At 72.2% G+C, this 15,106-nt stretch carries 12 protein-coding genes; 5 read left to right on the top strand and 7 right to left on the bottom strand.

Going from position 1 to position 15,106, the window contains the following annotated elements; genetic code table 11:
• Window positions 1–219: 219 nt before the first annotated feature.
• The 5 genes from ACH4E7_RS05680 to ACH4E7_RS05700 all read left to right on the top strand — a co-directional run bounded on the left by ACH4E7_RS05680 (window position 220) and on the right by ACH4E7_RS05700 (window position 7,046).
• Window positions 220–1,107: an FAD binding domain-containing protein gene (locus ACH4E7_RS05680; protein WP_396247711.1), complete on the top strand. Its 888-nt coding sequence runs from the start codon at window positions 220–222 to the stop codon at window positions 1,105–1,107.
• The gene (locus tag ACH4E7_RS05685) at window positions 1,104–1,595 is read left to right on the top strand and encodes a (2Fe-2S)-binding protein (RefSeq protein WP_396247712.1); all 492 of its coding nucleotides are present in this window, start codon (window positions 1,104–1,106) and stop codon (window positions 1,593–1,595) included. The genes ACH4E7_RS05680 and ACH4E7_RS05685 overlap by 4 nt, the downstream gene beginning before the upstream one ends.
• Window positions 1,592–3,958, top strand: coding sequence for a xanthine dehydrogenase subunit D (pucD, locus tag ACH4E7_RS05690; RefSeq protein ID WP_396247713.1), 2,367 nt, complete (start codon window positions 1,592–1,594; stop codon window positions 3,956–3,958). Before ACH4E7_RS05685 ends, pucD begins: the two co-directional genes overlap by 4 nt.
• A gap of 321 nt (window positions 3,959–4,279) precedes the next feature.
• Window positions 4,280–5,764, top strand: coding sequence for an NCS2 family permease (locus ACH4E7_RS05695; RefSeq protein ID WP_396247714.1), 1,485 nt, complete (start codon window positions 4,280–4,282; stop codon window positions 5,762–5,764).
• Between the two features lie 94 nt (window positions 5,765–5,858).
• Complete coding sequence (locus tag ACH4E7_RS05700) at window positions 5,859–7,046, top strand: XdhC family protein (RefSeq protein WP_396247715.1); 1,188 nt, start codon at window positions 5,859–5,861, stop codon at window positions 7,044–7,046.
• A gap of 19 nt (window positions 7,047–7,065) precedes the next feature.
• Here ACH4E7_RS05700 and ACH4E7_RS05705 read toward each other — a convergent pair whose 3' ends face one another.
• The 7 genes from ACH4E7_RS05705 to ACH4E7_RS05735 all read right to left on the bottom strand — a co-directional run bounded on the left by ACH4E7_RS05705 (window position 7,066) and on the right by ACH4E7_RS05735 (window position 14,914).
• Complete coding sequence (locus ACH4E7_RS05705; protein WP_396247716.1) at window positions 7,066–7,245, bottom strand: hypothetical protein; 180 nt, start codon at window positions 7,243–7,245, stop codon at window positions 7,066–7,068.
• Between the two features lie 32 nt (window positions 7,246–7,277).
• Entirely contained in the window at window positions 7,278–9,011 is a 1,734-nt protein-coding gene (locus tag ACH4E7_RS05710; RefSeq protein ID WP_396247717.1) for an SDR family oxidoreductase, read from the bottom strand.
• Window positions 9,008–9,940 carry a M24 family metallopeptidase gene (locus ACH4E7_RS05715; protein ID WP_396247718.1) on the bottom strand — a complete coding sequence of 311 codons (933 nt, stop codon included), beginning with the start codon at window positions 9,938–9,940 and terminating at the stop codon, window positions 9,008–9,010. Before ACH4E7_RS05715 ends, ACH4E7_RS05710 begins: the two co-directional genes overlap by 4 nt.
• A 39-nt stretch (window positions 9,941–9,979) precedes the next feature.
• Window positions 9,980–11,068 carry a PDR/VanB family oxidoreductase gene (locus ACH4E7_RS05720; RefSeq protein ID WP_396247719.1) on the bottom strand — a complete coding sequence of 363 codons (1,089 nt, stop codon included), beginning with the start codon at window positions 11,066–11,068 and terminating at the stop codon, window positions 9,980–9,982.
• Window positions 11,069–11,190: 122 nt separating this feature from the next.
• The gene (locus tag ACH4E7_RS05725; protein ID WP_396247720.1) at window positions 11,191–12,108 is read right to left on the bottom strand and encodes a metal-dependent hydrolase; all 918 of its coding nucleotides are present in this window, start codon (window positions 12,106–12,108) and stop codon (window positions 11,191–11,193) included.
• 266 nt (window positions 12,109–12,374) lie between these two features.
• A complete protein-coding gene (locus ACH4E7_RS05730) occupies window positions 12,375–13,154 on the bottom strand; it encodes an IclR family transcriptional regulator C-terminal domain-containing protein (RefSeq protein ID WP_355670668.1) in 780 nt (259 codons plus the stop codon).
• 299 nt (window positions 13,155–13,453) lie between these two features.
• Complete coding sequence (locus ACH4E7_RS05735) at window positions 13,454–14,914, bottom strand: catalase (RefSeq protein WP_396247721.1); 1,461 nt, start codon at window positions 14,912–14,914, stop codon at window positions 13,454–13,456.
• Window positions 14,915–15,106: the final 192 nt, after the last annotated feature.

Below are 15,106 nucleotides of genomic sequence, written 5' to 3' on the forward strand. Positions count from 1 at the left end.
CCGTAGCCCGCCCGTCACGGCCGGATTACGGTCGTAGGTAGCACTCGGCGAACACCTGGGCTGCGGGATTCTCCTCCTTAGAGGAACGTACAGGATGCCGGGCGGGACCACAGCCGGGGCTTCATGCCATCGGTGACTGCCAGTGGCCCCCGTCACAGGGGTTCACTGGGCGACACGCCACCGGACACCCGGTCGGCGAAGACTTGAGGAGACACCCGCATGGAGTTCCTTCGGCCCGCCACCTGGGACGAGGCTCTCGCGGCGAAGGCCGAGTACCCGACCGCGCTGCCCATCGCGGGTGGCACGGACGTCATGGTCGAGCTGAACTTCGACGTGCACCGGCCATCCGCGATTCTCGACCTGAACCGTGTCACCGAGCTCGCCGAATGGACGAACGACGGCAGCGTCGTCCGGCTCGGCGCCTCCGTCCCGTACGCCCGGATCATCGCGGAGCTGTCCGGCCCGCTGCCCGGGCTCGCGCTGGCGGCCCACACCGTCGGCTCCCCTCAGATCCGCAACCGCGGCGGCGTCGGCGGCAACCTGGGCGCGGCCTCCCCGGCCGGCGACTCCCACCCGGCGCTGCTGGCGGCCGGGCGGGACGTGTACGTCGAGGCGGCCTCGGTGCGCGGCACCCGGATGATCCCGATCGACGAGTTCTACGTCGGGGTCAAGCGCAACTGCCTGGAGGCGGACGAGCTGATCCGGGCCGTGCACATCCCGGTCGCGGACGGCCCGCAGCAGTTCTCGAAGATCGGCACCCGCAACGCGATGGTGATCGCGGTCTGCGCGTTCGGCTTCGCCCTGCACCCCGGGAACGGAACCGTCGGCACCGGTATCGGTTCGGCCGCCCCCACGCCGCGCCGCGCCGTCGAGGCCGAGGAGTACCTCCGGGGTGTGCTCGCCGAGCGCGGGCTCTGGGAGTCCGGCGAGCTGCTGGGCACCGAGGTGATCCAGCGCTTCGGCGAGCTGGTGAAGGCCGCCGCCTCCCCGATCGACGACGTCCGGGGCACCGCCGACTACCGGCGGCACGCGCTGGCCGTGATGGCCCGCCGCACCCTCACGTGGTGTTGGAACGACTACAGCAAGCAGATCAGGAGCGCGGCATGAGGGTCACGTTCACCGCCAACGGCAAGCCGGTCGAGGCCGACGACGTGTGGGAGGGCGAGAGCCTGCTCTACGTGCTGCGCGAGCGGGTCGGTCTGCCGGGCTCGAAGAACGCCTGTGAGCAGGGCGAGTGCGGCTCGTGCACCGTCTACCTGGACGGCGTGCCGGTCTGCTCCTGCCTGGTCGCGGCCGGCCAGGTGCAGGACCGCGAGGTGCGCACGGTCGAGGGCCTGACCGAGGAGAACGGCGAGCTGGGCCTGGTCCAGCAGGCGTTCATCGACGCCGGCGCCGTCCAGTGCGGCTTCTGCACCCCGGGTCTGCTGGTGCAGACCGACGCGCTGCTGGATCGCGAACCGCAGCCGAGCGACAACGACATCCGCGAGGCGCTGTCGGGCAACCTGTGCCGGTGCACCGGCTACGAGAAGATCATGGACGCGGTGCGGCTCGCCTCCGCCCGCAAGTGCGCCGGTGAGGGGGCTGGTTCGGAATGACCGTGCGGACCATCCAGGGCCAGAAGAACCTGCAGAACATCAACCAGGCCTCCAAGGACGGCATCGGCGGCTCGCCGCTGCGCCCGGACGGCAACCTGAAGGTCAAGGGCGAGTTCGCGTACTCGTCCGACATGTGGCACGAGGACATGCTCTGGGGTATGGCGCTGCGCTCGCCGCACCCCCGGGCCGACATCCTCTCGGTGGACATCTCCGAGGCGCTCAAGGTGCCCGGCGTCTACGCGGTGCTGACCCACGAGGACATCCCCGGCTCCAAGTACTACGGCCTGGAGATCCAGGACCAGCCGGCCCTGGCGATCGACAAGGTCCGCTACCACGGTGAGGCGATCGCGCTGGTCGCGGCCGACCACCCGGAGACGGCCCGGCGCGCGGTGAAGAAGATCAAGGTCGAGTACGAGGTGCTCACCCCGATCGTCACCGAGGAGCAGTGCCTGGACCCGGAGACCCACGGGTACGTGCACGAGCCGCACGAGTACAAGTCGCACGCGTACGGCAACATCTGCCACGAGCAGAGACTGGTCTCCGGCCTCGGCGTGACCGACGAGGTGCGGGCGATGGCGGACGTCATCGTCAGCGGCGACTACGAGGTCGGCATGCAGGACCAGGCCTTCCTCGGCCCGGAGTCCGGCCTGGCGGTGCCCGCCGAGGACGGCGGCATCGACCTGTACATCGCCACCCAGTGGCTGCACGTGGACCGCGAGCAGATGGCCCCGGTGCTGGACCTGCCCGAGGAGAAGGTCCGGCTCACCCTGGCCGGTGTCGGCGGCGCCTTCGGCGGCCGCGAGGACATCTCCATGCAGATCCACGCCTGCCTGCTGGCCCAGCACACCAACAAGCCGGTCAAGATCGTCTACTCCCGGGACGAGTCCTTCTACGGCCACGTCCACCGCCACCCGGCGCGGATGCACTACGAGCACGGCGCCACCCGGGACGGCAAGCTGGTCTTCGCCGACTGCCGGATCGTGCTGGACGGCGGCGCGTACGCCTCCGCCTCCCCCGCCGTGGTCGGCAACGCGGCCTCGCTCGGGCACGGCCCGTACGTGATCCCGAACGTCGGGATGCACGCCATCGCGCTCTACAGCAACAACCCGTCCTGCGGGGCGATGCGCGGCTTCGGCGCGGTGCAGGCGGCGTTCGGCTACGAGTCGCAGATGGACAAGCTGGCGGCCGAACTCGGCATGGACCCGGTGGAGTTGCGGCAGCTGAACGCGATGTCGGAGGGTGACTTCATGCCCACCGGCCAGCAGATCGACTCGCCCGCGCCGGTGGCCGAACTGCTGCAGCGCGCCAAGGACATGCCACTGCCGCCGCCGCTGGACACCGATCACCTGGACGTGCGCGCGCTGCCCGGCGCGCTGTCCAACACCTCGCACGGCGAGGGCATCGTGCGCGGCGTCGGCTACTCGGTCGGCATCAAGAACGTCGGCTTCTCCGAGGGCTTCGACGACTACTCCACCGCCCGGGTGCGCCTGGAGGTGATCGGCGGCGAGCCGGTCGCCATGGTGCACACCGCGATGGCCGAGGTCGGCCAGGGCGGCGTCACCGTGCACGCCCAGATCGCCCGAACCGAGCTGGGCGTCGAGCAGGTCACCATCCACCCGGCCAACACCGAGGTGGGGTCGGCCGGTTCGACCTCCGCCTCACGCCAGACGTACATGACCGGCGGCGCGGTGAAGCTGGCCGCCGAGGCCGTCCGGCGGGAGCTGATCGAGAAGGGCCGGCGCCGCTACGGCTGGTCCCACAAGGACATCACGCTGGCCGGCGGCAAGGTGGTCTCGGAGAGCGCCGGCGTGCTGGTCCCCATGGTGGACCTGCTGGGCGACGAGGCCATCGACCTCACCCGCGAGCACCACCACCGGCCCACCCAGGCCTTCGACAAGGAGACCGGCCAGGGCTTCGGCCACGTCCAGTACACCTTCTGCGCCAACCGCGCGGTGGTGGACGTGGACGTGGAGCTGGGCCTGGTCAAGGTGGTCGAGCTGACCGCCGTCCAGGACGTCGGCAAGGCGCTCAACCCGCTCTCCGTGGTCGGCCAGATCCAGGGCGGCTGCACCCAGGCGCTCGGACTCGCGGTGATGGAGGAGATCATCGTCCGGGACGGCAAGGTCCGCAACGCCTCCTTCACCGACTACCTGATCCCCACCATCCTGGACACTCCGCCGATCCCGGTGGACGTCCTCGAACTTCCCGACCCGCACGCCCCGTACGGGCTGCGCGGCGTCGGCGAGGCGCCGACCGTGTCGGCGACGCCCTCGATCGTGGCGGCCATCCGCAACGCCACGGGCCTGGCGCTCAACCGGATCCCGGTCCGGCCCGAGCACCTGACCACCGAACAGCCGGGCTGATCCCGGGAGTTCGACGTTCGGGAGTACGACCTCCGGAAGCTCCGGAAGCTCCGGCAGCTCCGGCAGCTCCGGCAGCTCCGGCAGAACGAACCTCCCCGGGGCGGTGACGCGTCTTCCCCGCCGCCCCGGGGCCTCCCCCACCCGCTGCCCTGCCCACGCCGGGGTTCCGCAGCGGTGCGCACCACCCTCAACTGCACCGCTGGCACTCCCCCGACGAGTGCCCCCCACAGTGAGTCGATACCGTCCCCCTGTGCCACCTTCGTTGACTGGCAGTCAGGTCGGCTCGCCCACCCCAACCCCCTTTGACACTTGGGAGTGGACATGACCAGGATCCCCACGGAGCCCGGCACCACCGAAGCAGACAGACCCACCGGGGACGAGACCCGTCCCTCGTCCCCGGCACCACGCCCGAACGGCGCGCTGGACGCGTACTTCAAGATCTCCGCCCGGGGCTCGACCCTCGCCAACGAACTGCGCGGCGGCCTCACCACGTTCATGGCGATGGCGTACATCATCCTGCTCAACCCGCTGATCCTCAGCGGCGCGGACGTCGACGGCGTCAAGCTCGACCACGCCGCACTGACCACCGCCACCGCGCTCGCGGCCGCCGTCACCACCATCCTGATGGGCCTGGTCGGCAACGTGCCGCTGGCCCTGGCCGCCGGACTCTCGGTCTCCGGCGCGGTCTCCGCGCTCGTCGTCCCCCACACCACCTGGTCGCAGGCCATGGGCCTGTGCGTGATCTACGGCCTGCTGATCGTGCTGCTGGTGGCCTCCGGCCTGCGCGAGAAGATCATGAACGGCATCCCGCTGCCGCTCAAGCACGCGATCACCATCGGTATCGGCCTGTTCGTCACGATCATCGGCCTCTACAAGGCCGGGTTCATGCACACCGGCGGCCCCACCCCGCTCTCGCTCGGCCCGGCCGGCGAGCTGACCGGCTGGCCGGTGCTGATCTTCTGTGTCACCCTGCTGTCCGTCTTCGTGCTGATGGCGCGCGGCATCCGCGGCGCGATCCTGATCGGCATCGCCGGCGGCACCGTACTCGCGATGATCGTCAACCAGGTCGCCGATGTGCCGGCCTCCGCCTGGAAGAACTCCGTGCCGGTGTGGCCCGGCAGCCCGGTCTCCGCGCCCGACTTCAGCCTGTTCGGCCACGTCGACCTGTTCGGCGCCTTCGGCGGCCACGGCATGGGCGCGATCAGCGCCTCGGTCGCGGTGTTCACCCTGGTGCTGGCCGGCTTCTTCGACGCGATGGCCACCATCATCGGCGTCGGCACCGAGGCCGGGCTGGCGGACGGGCAGGGCCGGATGCCCGGCCTGTCCAAGGCGCTGTTCATCGACGGCGCCGGCGGCGCGGTCGGCGGCCTGGCGGGCGCGTCCGGCCAGACGGTCTTCGTCGAGTCCGCGACCGGTGTCGGCGACGGCGCCCGGACCGGCCTCGCCTCCACCGTCACCGGCGGCCTGTTCGCCCTGATGCTGTTCTTCTCGCCGCTGGCCGGCATCGTCCCGGTCGAGGTCGCCTCCGCCGCCCTGGTGGTGATCGGCTCGATGATGATGAGCCAGGCCCGGCACATCGACTGGTCCGACCGCGAGGTCGCCATCCCGGCCTTCCTCACCTGCGTGCTGATGCCCTTCACGTACAGCATCACCGCGGGCGTCGCCGCCGGCGTGATCTCGTACTCGGTCCTCAAGGCCGGCCAGGGCAAGTGGCGCGAGCCCGGGCTGCTGATGTGGATCCTCACCGCGGTCTTCGTGCTGTACTTCGCGCTCACTCCGATCAAGTCCTGGCTGGGCGTGCACTAGGCGCCGTTCCTCACGCACCACCGCCGCCGTACGGGATCGTTTCCCGTACGGCGGCTCTCCCGCTACTGTCGAAACCGTGTAAGGAGCCTCCGACATGCAGGACATCGCCGAGCAGTTGCAGGCCTGGCACGCGTCCGGGCGTTCCTTCGCCGTGGCCACCGTGGTCGGCGTCTGCGGCAGCGCCCCGCGAGACCCGGGGGCGGCACTGGCCGTGGACGCGGCCGGGGAGGCGGTCGGCAGCGTCTCCGGCGGGTGCGTCGAGGGCGCGGTGTACGAGCTGTGCCAGGCCGCGATCGAGAGCGGCGAGCCGGTCCTGGAACGCTTCGGTTACAGCGACGAGGACGCCTTCGCGGTCGGGCTGACCTGCGGCGGGATCCTCGACGTGTTCGTCCAGCCGGTCGTGCCGGGGGCGGACCCCGGAATGGACGCGGGCCTCACCCACCTGGCCGCCGGGACCCCGGTCGCGCTCGCCCGGGTGATCGAGGGCCCGGCCGGGCTGCTCGGCGCCACCCTCGCGGTCACCGCCGGCGATGCCTCCGGGGCGCTCTCGGTGGGACCGTCCACGGTCGGCGCGCTGGAGCGGGCGCTCATCGCCGAGGCCCGGGCGATGCTGGACGCCGGGCAGACCGGGCGGATCGTGCTCGGCCTGGACGGGCGGCCCTGCGACGAGCGGGAGCAGGGCACGGTCACCTGCTTCGTCGAGTCCTACGTGCCCGCACCCCGGATGCTGGTCTTCGGCGCGATCGACTTCGCCGCCGCCGTGGTGCGGATCGGCAAGTTCCTCGGCTACCACGTCACGGTCTGCGACGCCCGGCCGGTCTTCGCCACCGCCCGTCGCTTCCCGGACGCGGACGAGGTGGTGACCGACTGGCCGCACCGCTACCTGGACTCCCAGCTCGGCCGGATCGACGGACGCACCGTGCTGTGCGTGCTCACCCACGACGCCAAGTTCGACATCCCCCTGTTGGAACGCGCCCTGCGGCTGCCGGTCGGCTACGTCGGCGCGATGGGTTCGCGCCGCACCCACCGCGACCGGGAGGCCAAGCTGCGCGAGGCCGGGCTGACGGACGCCGAGCTCGCCCGGCTGCGCTCCCCCATCGGCCTCGACCTGGGCGCCCGCACCCCCGAGGAGACGGCGGTCTCGGTCGCCGCCGAGATCATCGCCCACCGGCGCGGCGGCAGCTGCCTGCCCCTGAGCGCCGGGGACGGGCCGATCCACCACGACGTGGCCGCTGCGCCTTCGGAGGACGCGGCCGCGAGCAGCTCACCGCACGCCGCGTGACGGCCTCCTGGAGCAGTGTTCAGCGCACCACGCGGTGGGCCTCGAAGATCTGCGGCGGGCCGGTCGGGATGCCGGGCACGCCCCCCGGGCCTGCCGCCGCCGGCCGGCGCGGAGGTATGGCGAGGTCCGCCACGGACGGCGCCCGCCGGTTGCCGGCGACGGTGAGGAGGGCCTGCACCTCGGTGGCCCGCTCCCACACCTCATCGGGTGTGGGCAGCCGGTCGAAGCCGCTCAGGTGACGTTCAGACGCGCGGCCAGGCGGAGGAGGCCGGGGCTGAGCCGGGAGAGCAGGCGGGCGACCTTGGCCTCGGGGGTGACCGGGACGACGGGCTTGCCGGTGCGCACGGCGGTGACGATGGCCCCGGCGACCTTCTCCGGCGGGAAGCCGCGGCGGGCGTAGAGCTTGGCGGCCCGGGCCTGCTTGGCCGCCTGCTCGGCGGCGGTGGTGGCGGAGAAGGTGGAGGTGCGGGTGATGTTGGTGTTGACGATGCCGGGGCAGATGGTGGAGACGCCGATGCCGTGGGCGACGAACTCCGCGCGCAGGCAGTCGGAGAGCATGAACACCGCGGCCTTGCTGGTGGCGTAGGCGGTGAGCGCCTTGGCCGGCAGGTAGGCGGCGGCCGAGGAGACGTTGACGATGTGGCCGCCCTGGCCGCGGTCGGCCATCAGGGTGCCGAAGGCTCGGCAGCCGTGGATCACGCCCCAGAGGTTGACGTCCAGGACCCTCTGCCACTCCTTCTCGGTGGTCTGCAGGAAGGTTCCGGAGTGGCCGATGCCCGCGTTGTTGACCATCACGTCGGGCACCCCATGCTCGGCGGCGACGGTCTGCGCGAACTCGTCCATCGCGGCGCCGTCGGCGACGTCCACCCGGTAGGCGTGCGCCTTCGGGCCGATCAGCGAGGCGAGTTCGGCGGTGCGCTCGGCGGCCGCGAGGTCGAGGTCGCAGACCACCACCCGGGCACCGTCCTCGGCGAAGGCGAGCGCGGTGGCCCGTCCGATGCCGCTGCCGCCGCCGGTGACGACCACCAACCGGCCGTCACCCTCGGCGGTTCGGGTGTCGCCCGGGCTCCCGGTCTCGATGCGGGCAGTGAACTCGCGGACCATGCCGGCCACGGTGGCTCCCTTCTCCAGCAGCGCCGCCCAGTGGCCGGCGTGCAGCGTGCGTCGGGTCAGCTCGGGCACCCAGCGCTCCAGGCCCTCGGAGAGGTAGGTGCCGGCGTAGCGGTCCCGGGTGAGGGTGATCAGCTGGACCGGCACCTCGGTCGACCGCTCACGCGGACTGCCCATGGTGGGGCGGAAGTTGGCGCGGTACAGCTCGATGCCGCGGACCGCGTCGCGGCGCAGGCTCGGCTTCGGGTGGTCCGCGCGCGGGGAGACGTGCTCCAGGTCGCGCAACACCCGCGGCCAGGCCCGGGCCAGGCCGAGGCGCCAGACGGCGGGGGCGAGGAAGGGCAGGTGGAAAGCGGTGATGTACCAGGAGTGCAGGCCCTGGTGGAGCAACTGCCCGAGGTGGCGCGGGGTGGGGCGGCGCAGCCGGTGGCGCAGCCAGTAGCCCATGTGGTCCAGGCAGGGGCCGGACATGGTGGTGTACGAGGCGATCCGGCGCTCGGCGCCGGGAGCGGTGACGGCCTCCCAGGACTGGATCGAGCCCCAGTCGTGGGCGACGACGTGGACCGGGCGCTCCGGGCTGACGGCGTCGGCGACGACGAACAGGTCGTCGGCGAGCTGCTCCAGGCGGTAGCCGTCCCGGTTCGCGGGGACGCCCGACTCGCCGGCGCCGCGCACGTCGTAGCGGACCACGTGGTGGTCGCGGGCGAGGTCGGCGGCGATGTCGTCCCAGACGGCGTGGGTGTCCGGGTAGCCGTGCACCAGGAGGACGGTGGGGGCGTCCGGGTCGCCCTGTTCGAAGACGGCGAGCGGGAGGCCGCCGGAGTGGACGGTCCGGCGGCGGATCGGGGTCGTCATCGGGTGGCCTCCAGGGCGGTCGGCTCGTCATCGGTCGGCTGGGCGTCGACCCGGTCGGCGTCGGCCCGGTCAGTGTCGGCCGACTCGTCGGTGGCGGTCCAGCGGCGGACGTGCGGGAGGTCGTCGTCGAGCCAGTAGGCGTCGTCCTCGGTGACCACCAGCAGTTCCTCGAACTTGATGCCCACGCCGCGGAATCCGATGTGCGGCTCGACCGCCCACAGGCCCGGGGTGGGCGCGTGCCGGGAGGCGCGGCCGTCCGCCCACAGTGGCGAACGGCCGTGCAGGCGCTCGGAGATGAGTTCGCGGCCGAGGGTCTGCAGGGTGCGCACGCCGAAGCCGAGGACGTTCACCCCGGCCGGGCCGCGCACGGTGGTGCGGGTGACCTGGTGGCCGATCACCCGGCCCGGGTAGACCTGGTGGCGGTTGTCGTAGCCGTGCGCGGCGATCTGCGCGTCCACGGCCGCGTACACCCCGTTGAGCGGCTTGCGGGCGCGCACCTCGGCGAGGATCAGCTCGCGGTAGACCTTGAGGTCGGCGGCCAGGAGGTCCCAGACCTTGTTCTCGCCGACCTTGCCGCCGTAGCCGATGTCGGCGGTGTAGCCGTCCACGACGGGTGCGCAGTCCAGCACGTACGGCATGCCCTCCTCCAGCTTGCGGTCGCCGGCGAAGAACTGCAGCGGGGTGTGGAAGTGCCGGAAGGCCGTCCGGTCGCCGAACCAGGCGAAGGGGACGTGGAAGAAGTCCTGCACCCCTGCGGCGACCAGGCGGCGGCGCAGCTCGGCGGTGGCCTGCCGCTCGGTGACGCCCGGTTCGATCCAGGCGGCGACCTGTTCGGCGCAGTGGTAGGCGAGTTGCTGGGTCTCGCGGAAGCGGGCGAGGTCGCGCTCGGCGTAGGGGAACGTCGGCATCGCATTCGCCATCGGGGGCATCGGGAGGCTCCTTCTCGGGCCGCTGCGGCTGGGCGGCGGTTAGACGTCGAGCACGAGGGTCTCGCCCTCGGCGGCCCGGGAGACGCAGGGCAGCAGGGCGCCGGCGGCACGCTGCTCGGGGGTGAGGCGGCGGTCCCGGTGGTCTGGCGTACCGAACAGCAGACGGACCTCGCAGGTGCCGCAGAAGCCCTGGTGGCAGGAGTACGGGAGGTTCGGGCGGGCCTCGCGCAGCACGTCCAGGGCGGAGCGGTCGGCAGGGACGTCCAAGGTCGGGCCGTCGGTGCGGAGCTGGACGGCGAAGGGCTCGCCGTCGGCGATCGGGGCCGCGCCGAAGCGCTCGAAGTGCAGGGCGGAGGCCGGGGACCGGTCCAGTGCCCGCTGGACGGCGGTGAGCATCGGGGCCGGGCCGCAGCAGTAGACGGCCGCGCCGCGCGGGGCGTGGGCGAGCAGTTCGGCGCCGGTGGGGACGCCACCGTGCTCGTCGTCGGTGCGCAGCACCACGCGGTGCGGGTCGAGGGAGCGCAGCTCCTCCGCGTACGGGAGGCTGTCGGCGCTGCGGCCGACGTGGACCAGGCGCCAGTCCAGGCCGTGCCGCTGGGCCTCGCGGGCCATCGGCAGCAGCGGGGTGATGCCGATGCCGCCGGCCAGGAGCAGGACCGCGGGCTCGGCGCAGAAGGCGAAGCCGTTGCGCGGGCGGCGGGCGGCGAGGCGGGCGCCGGGGTGCAGGGTGTCGTGGATCTCGACGGATCCGCCGCCGCCCTCGGGCAGCTTGCGGACGGCGATCCGGTAGCCGCGCCGGTCGGCCGGGTCGCCGCTGAGCGAGTAGTGGCGCTCGCGGCCGGAGGGCAGGGCGAGGCGCAGGTGGGCGCCGGGCTGCCAGGGCGGCAGCTGGCCGCCGGAGGGGTCGGCGAGGCTCAACTCGGTGACGTCGGCGGCGAGTTCCCGGCGGGCGGTGACGACCAGCTGCAGCTGCGGGGTGGGGCGGCTGAGCGGGCGGCGGGGGTTGCGGCGCAGCAGGGGGCCGCCGAGGGCCGGGGAGTAGCGGTCACCGAAGGCGGTGAGGAAGCGGATGAAGGCGTCGGCGCGGGGGCGGCCGTAGAGGTCGGGGGGCGGGGTGAGCAGGTCCATCCGGGTGGGTCCTTGGCGTGGGAGAGGGGCGGGCGACAGCTGACGGGTTTCAGATTTCAGACTTCAGATTTCAGCGAACAGATGACGTTCTGTGTTCGCTGAAATCTGTCAGTTGTCAGTTGTCAGTCGTTCGCGGCGGCGGCGCGGGCGGCCAGGGAGGCGGCGAGGTAGCCCAGCGCCTGGCTGGAGGACCCCTCCTGGGTCGGGTGGTATCCCGGCCGCAGGTAGCGCAGCCCGGAGCGGATCGACCGGAGCGGGTCCGGCAGCAGTCCGCGCTTGGCGATCCGCCCCGCCTCCCGCCAGGTGGGCTTGAGCCGCCCCTCCAGCGTCGGGTCGGCGGCCAGCAGGAAGCGGGCCCCGCGCACCCAGAGGTGGACCAGCAGCGGCCCGGACACCGCCATCCCGCGCACCCGGCGCAGGTAGCCCGGGTCCAGGTGGACCATCAGGTCGTAGGCGACGCTGCGGTGCTCGACCTCTTCGGCGCCGTGCCAGCGCAGCAGGTCGAGCATCGTCGGATCGGCCTTGGCCCGGTCCAGTCCCGGCGAGTTGAGCGCCCAGTCGCCGAGGAAGGCGGTGAAGTGCTCGATCGCCGCGATGAAGGCGACCCGCTCGATGATGTTCTCCCGCCGCCGGGCCGGCGTCAGGCCCGGCTTGTCGCCCAGGATGCGCTGGAACAGCCAGGCGATCTGTCGCACGTACGGACGCGGGTCGAGCCCCTGGCCGAGCAGGTGGTCGAGCACCTCCTGGTGCGCCTCGGCGTGGATGGCCTCCTGCCCGATGAACCCGAGCACCTCCTCGCGCAGCTGCTCGTCCCGGATGAGCGGCAGCGCCTCCTTGAACACCCTGACGAACCAGCGCTCGCCCTCGGGCAGCAGGAGGTGCAGCACGTTGATGACGTGGGTGGCCATCGGCTCGTCCGGGATCCAGTGCAGCGGCAGCCGGGCCCAGTCGAAGCGGACGTCCCGGGGCTCCAGGACGAGGCCGTCGTGCACGCGCGGGGCGGGGGCGGCGAGGGCGGGGACGGGGGTGGATCGGGGCATGGCAGGCCCTCCTGACCTGGGAGCGGCGGCTCGGCTCAGGGAAACGTACTCGCCGGTAGCGGTGCCGACAAGGGTTTCGGCGGCTCTTATCGACATCGAGTCTAATAAGTGTTGTGCACCGGGAGGCGACCTCGGAAACACTCCGCCTCGGAAACACTCCGTCGGGAACCCGGGAACACTCCGCCGGAAAGCAGGCGGGCCCCGCCGGACGCGAGACGTCCGACGGGGCCCGTCAAGCAGGGCCGGGCAGCGCGCGGCGGCGCCGCTCAGACCGCCATCGCCAGCATCAGCGGCGCCGCCCGGGCCGCCAGCAGCTCGGCGGCGGCCTTCAGCTTGTGGATGTTGTCCACCGGCATCGAGGTGGCCAGGCAGCCGACCGTGCTGCCGGCCGTGATCGGCACCGCGGCGCACACCGTGCCGAGGGCGTACTCCTGGATGTCCAGCACCGGCACGGTGGCCGGCTGCCGCTCCAGCCGGTGCATCAGCTGGTCGGCGTCGGTGACGGTGCGGGAGGTGAGCCGGGCGACCGGGTGCCGGGAGAGGTGGTCGCGCCGGCCGTCCACGTCCAGCTGGCTGAGCAGGCACTTGCCGATCGCGCTGGCGTGCGCGGTGGCGCGGAAGTCCACCCACTCCTGGACGGCCGGCGCGAAGTCGGATGCCGAGACCGCCTCGACCGACAACTCCCCGTCGTGGTACCGGCTGAAGTACACTGCGGCGCCCAACTCGTCCCGGAGTTCTGCGAGTTTACGGTTCAGCCGGGCCTTGACGAGCTGCTCCCGGTTGTGCTGTCCGAGCAGGGCGAAGGTACCGCCGAGCACCCAACCGCCGTCCTGGCACTGGAGGTAGCCCTCGATCTCGAGGAGCTCGGCGAGCCGCCGGACGGTCGGCAGGCCGAGCGAGGTCTCCCTGGCGAGGGCGACCAGGGTGGCACCGTCGGGGTGCCGGTCGACGGCCTCCAGCAGTCTGAGGGCGTACTGCAGGGAGGTGAACGGGCCCGTCAGACCCTGGTCCAGCGCGGCGTGACGACCCGGGGCTGGTGTCGACATGTCGTCCCCTTCCGATGTCCCCCACGGAGCGACCGCGGGCGGCCTCCAGCCTATCCACCCGGCGGGCCCGGCAACTGGCGTCCGTGAATATCCGTGAACATTCCGTGGAGCAGCTGCCGGTCGGCTGGTAAAAGGGGCCCCACGGGACGACTCCGGCCGCACGACGCCCGACGGGCCCCTCCCCCACTGCCCTGGGGGGAGGGGCCCGTCATGCGGCCGCCGGGGTGCGGGCCCCGGCGGCCGGTGAGGGGGTGCGGAAGGGGCGGCCGGTCAGTCGGTCCCCGGCCCCTGAGTCAGGATCAGCCCTCGTCGCCGGCGCGCAGCTTGGCGACGGCGGCCTCGACCCGGGCGCCGTACTCCTCGTCGGCGGCGTGGAAGTGGGCCAGGTTCTTCTCCACCACGTCGTCCCGCGTCACCTGCGCCAGGAAGCCCGCGATGTTGTCGACCAGGCGGGCCTTCTCGCCCTCCGACATCAGCCGGTACAGCTCGCCGGCCTGGAAGAAGTCGTCGTCCTTGGTGTGGACCGGCGTGGTGTGGGTGCCGGTGTGGCCGTCCACCTTGACCGGCGCGGCAAGCGCGCTGTCGCTCTGGGTCGGGCCGTCGTACGAGTTGGGCTCGTAGTTCTTGCCGCGGCCGGCGCTGTTGACGGCCATGAGGCCGTCCCGGCCGTAGTTGGCGGCCTCGGTGGCGCGCGGGGCGTTCACCGGCAGCAGGGTGTGGTTGACGCCGAGGCGGTACCGCTGGGCGTCCGCGTAGGCGAACAGCCGGCCCTGGAGCATCTTGTCCGGGGACGGGCCGATGCCGGGCACGAAGTTGTTCGGCGAGAACGCGGCCTGCTCGACCTCGGCGAAGACGTTCTCCGGGTTCTTGTTGAGCACCAGGCGGCCGACCTTGACCAGCGGGTAGTCGGCGTGCGGCCACACCTTGGTGAGGTCGAAGGGGTTGAAGCGGTAGTCCGCCGCCTCGGCGACCGGCATCAGCTGGACGTAGAGGGTCCAGGACGGGAACACCCCGCGCTCGATGGCCTGGTGCAGGTCGCGCTGGTGCGAGTCGGCGTCGGCGCCGACCACCTCGGCGGCCTGGCCGCCGTCCAGGGAGCGGATGCCCTGGTTGGTCTTGAAGTGGTACTTCACCCAGTAGGCCTCGCCCTCGGCGGTGACCCACTGGTAGGTGTGCGAGCCGTAGCCGTTCATGTGGCGGTACGAGGCCGGGATGCCGCGGTCGCCGAACAGCCAGGTGATCTGGTGGGTCGAGGCCGGCGAGTGGGCCCAGAAGTCCCAGACGTTGTCCGCCTCCTGCACGCCGGTGTACGGGTCGCGCTTCTGCGAGTGGATGAAGTCGGGGAACTTGATCGGGTCCTTGATGAAGAACACCGGGGTGTTGTTGCCGACGAGGTCGTAGTTGCCGTCCTCGGTGTAGAACTTCAGCGCGAAGCCGCGCGGGTCGCGCACCGCGTCGCTGGCGCCCAGGTTGCCGGCCACGGTGGAGAAGCGCAGGAAGACCTCGGTGCGCTTGCCGACCTCGGACAGGAACGCCGCCCGGGTGTACTGCGACACCTCGTCGGTGACCTCGAAGTAGCCGTACGCGCCGGAGCCGCGGGCGTGCACGACGCGCTCCGGGATGCGCTCGCGGTTGAACCGGGCCAGCTTCTCCAGCAGGTGCTGGTCCTGGATCAGCAGCGGGCCGTACTCGCCGGCCGAGGCCGAGTTCTGGTTGTCGGCGACCGGGGCGCCGGACTCCGTGGTCAGGATCTTGGACATGGAGGGTCCTTCAGGTCTCGAAAAGGCGGTGCGTGGAGAGGTGGGCGAGCGCCGCGGCTCAAATGCCGAGCAGGCGCCAGAGCGCCGAGCGGCGGCGGGCGGAGTGCTCGCCGTCGGGGCCGTCGGACGGCTGGAGGCCGGCCACCGCGGCGGCGGCCGCGGCCGGGTCCGCCAGCGGACGGGCGGCGGTCA

This window comes from Kitasatospora sp. NPDC018058, from assembly GCF_044327205.1.
Lineage (GTDB): Bacteria > Actinomycetota > Actinomycetes > Streptomycetales > Streptomycetaceae > Kitasatospora.

What these genes read in the sequence shown, in the direction of transcription:
- ACH4E7_RS05720 (WP_396247719.1), bottom strand. Translation starts at nt 11,068, where the DNA reads ATGGACCTGCTCACCCCGCCCCCCGACCTCTACGGCCGCCCCCGCGCC.
- ACH4E7_RS05710 (WP_396247717.1), bottom strand. Translation starts at nt 9,011, where the DNA reads ATGACGACCCCGATCCGCCGCCGGACCGTCCACTCCGGCGGCCTCCCG.
- ACH4E7_RS05735 (WP_396247721.1), bottom strand. Translation starts at nt 14,914, where the DNA reads ATGTCCAAGATCCTGACCACGGAGTCCGGCGCCCCGGTCGCCGACAAC.
- ACH4E7_RS05695 (WP_396247714.1), top strand. Translation starts at nt 4,280, where the DNA reads ATGACCAGGATCCCCACGGAGCCCGGCACCACCGAAGCAGACAGACCC.
- ACH4E7_RS05685 (WP_396247712.1), top strand. Translation starts at nt 1,104, where the DNA reads ATGAGGGTCACGTTCACCGCCAACGGCAAGCCGGTCGAGGCCGACGAC.
- ACH4E7_RS05700 (WP_396247715.1), top strand. Translation starts at nt 5,859, where the DNA reads ATGCAGGACATCGCCGAGCAGTTGCAGGCCTGGCACGCGTCCGGGCGT.
- pucD (WP_396247713.1), top strand. Translation starts at nt 1,592, where the DNA reads ATGACCGTGCGGACCATCCAGGGCCAGAAGAACCTGCAGAACATCAAC.
- ACH4E7_RS05680 (WP_396247711.1), top strand. Translation starts at nt 220, where the DNA reads ATGGAGTTCCTTCGGCCCGCCACCTGGGACGAGGCTCTCGCGGCGAAG.
- ACH4E7_RS05725 (WP_396247720.1), bottom strand. Translation starts at nt 12,108, where the DNA reads ATGCCCCGATCCACCCCCGTCCCCGCCCTCGCCGCCCCCGCCCCGCGC.
- ACH4E7_RS05715 (WP_396247718.1), bottom strand. Translation starts at nt 9,940, where the DNA reads ATGCCCCCGATGGCGAATGCGATGCCGACGTTCCCCTACGCCGAGCGC.
- ACH4E7_RS05730 (WP_355670668.1), bottom strand. Translation starts at nt 13,154, where the DNA reads ATGTCGACACCAGCCCCGGGTCGTCACGCCGCGCTGGACCAGGGTCTG.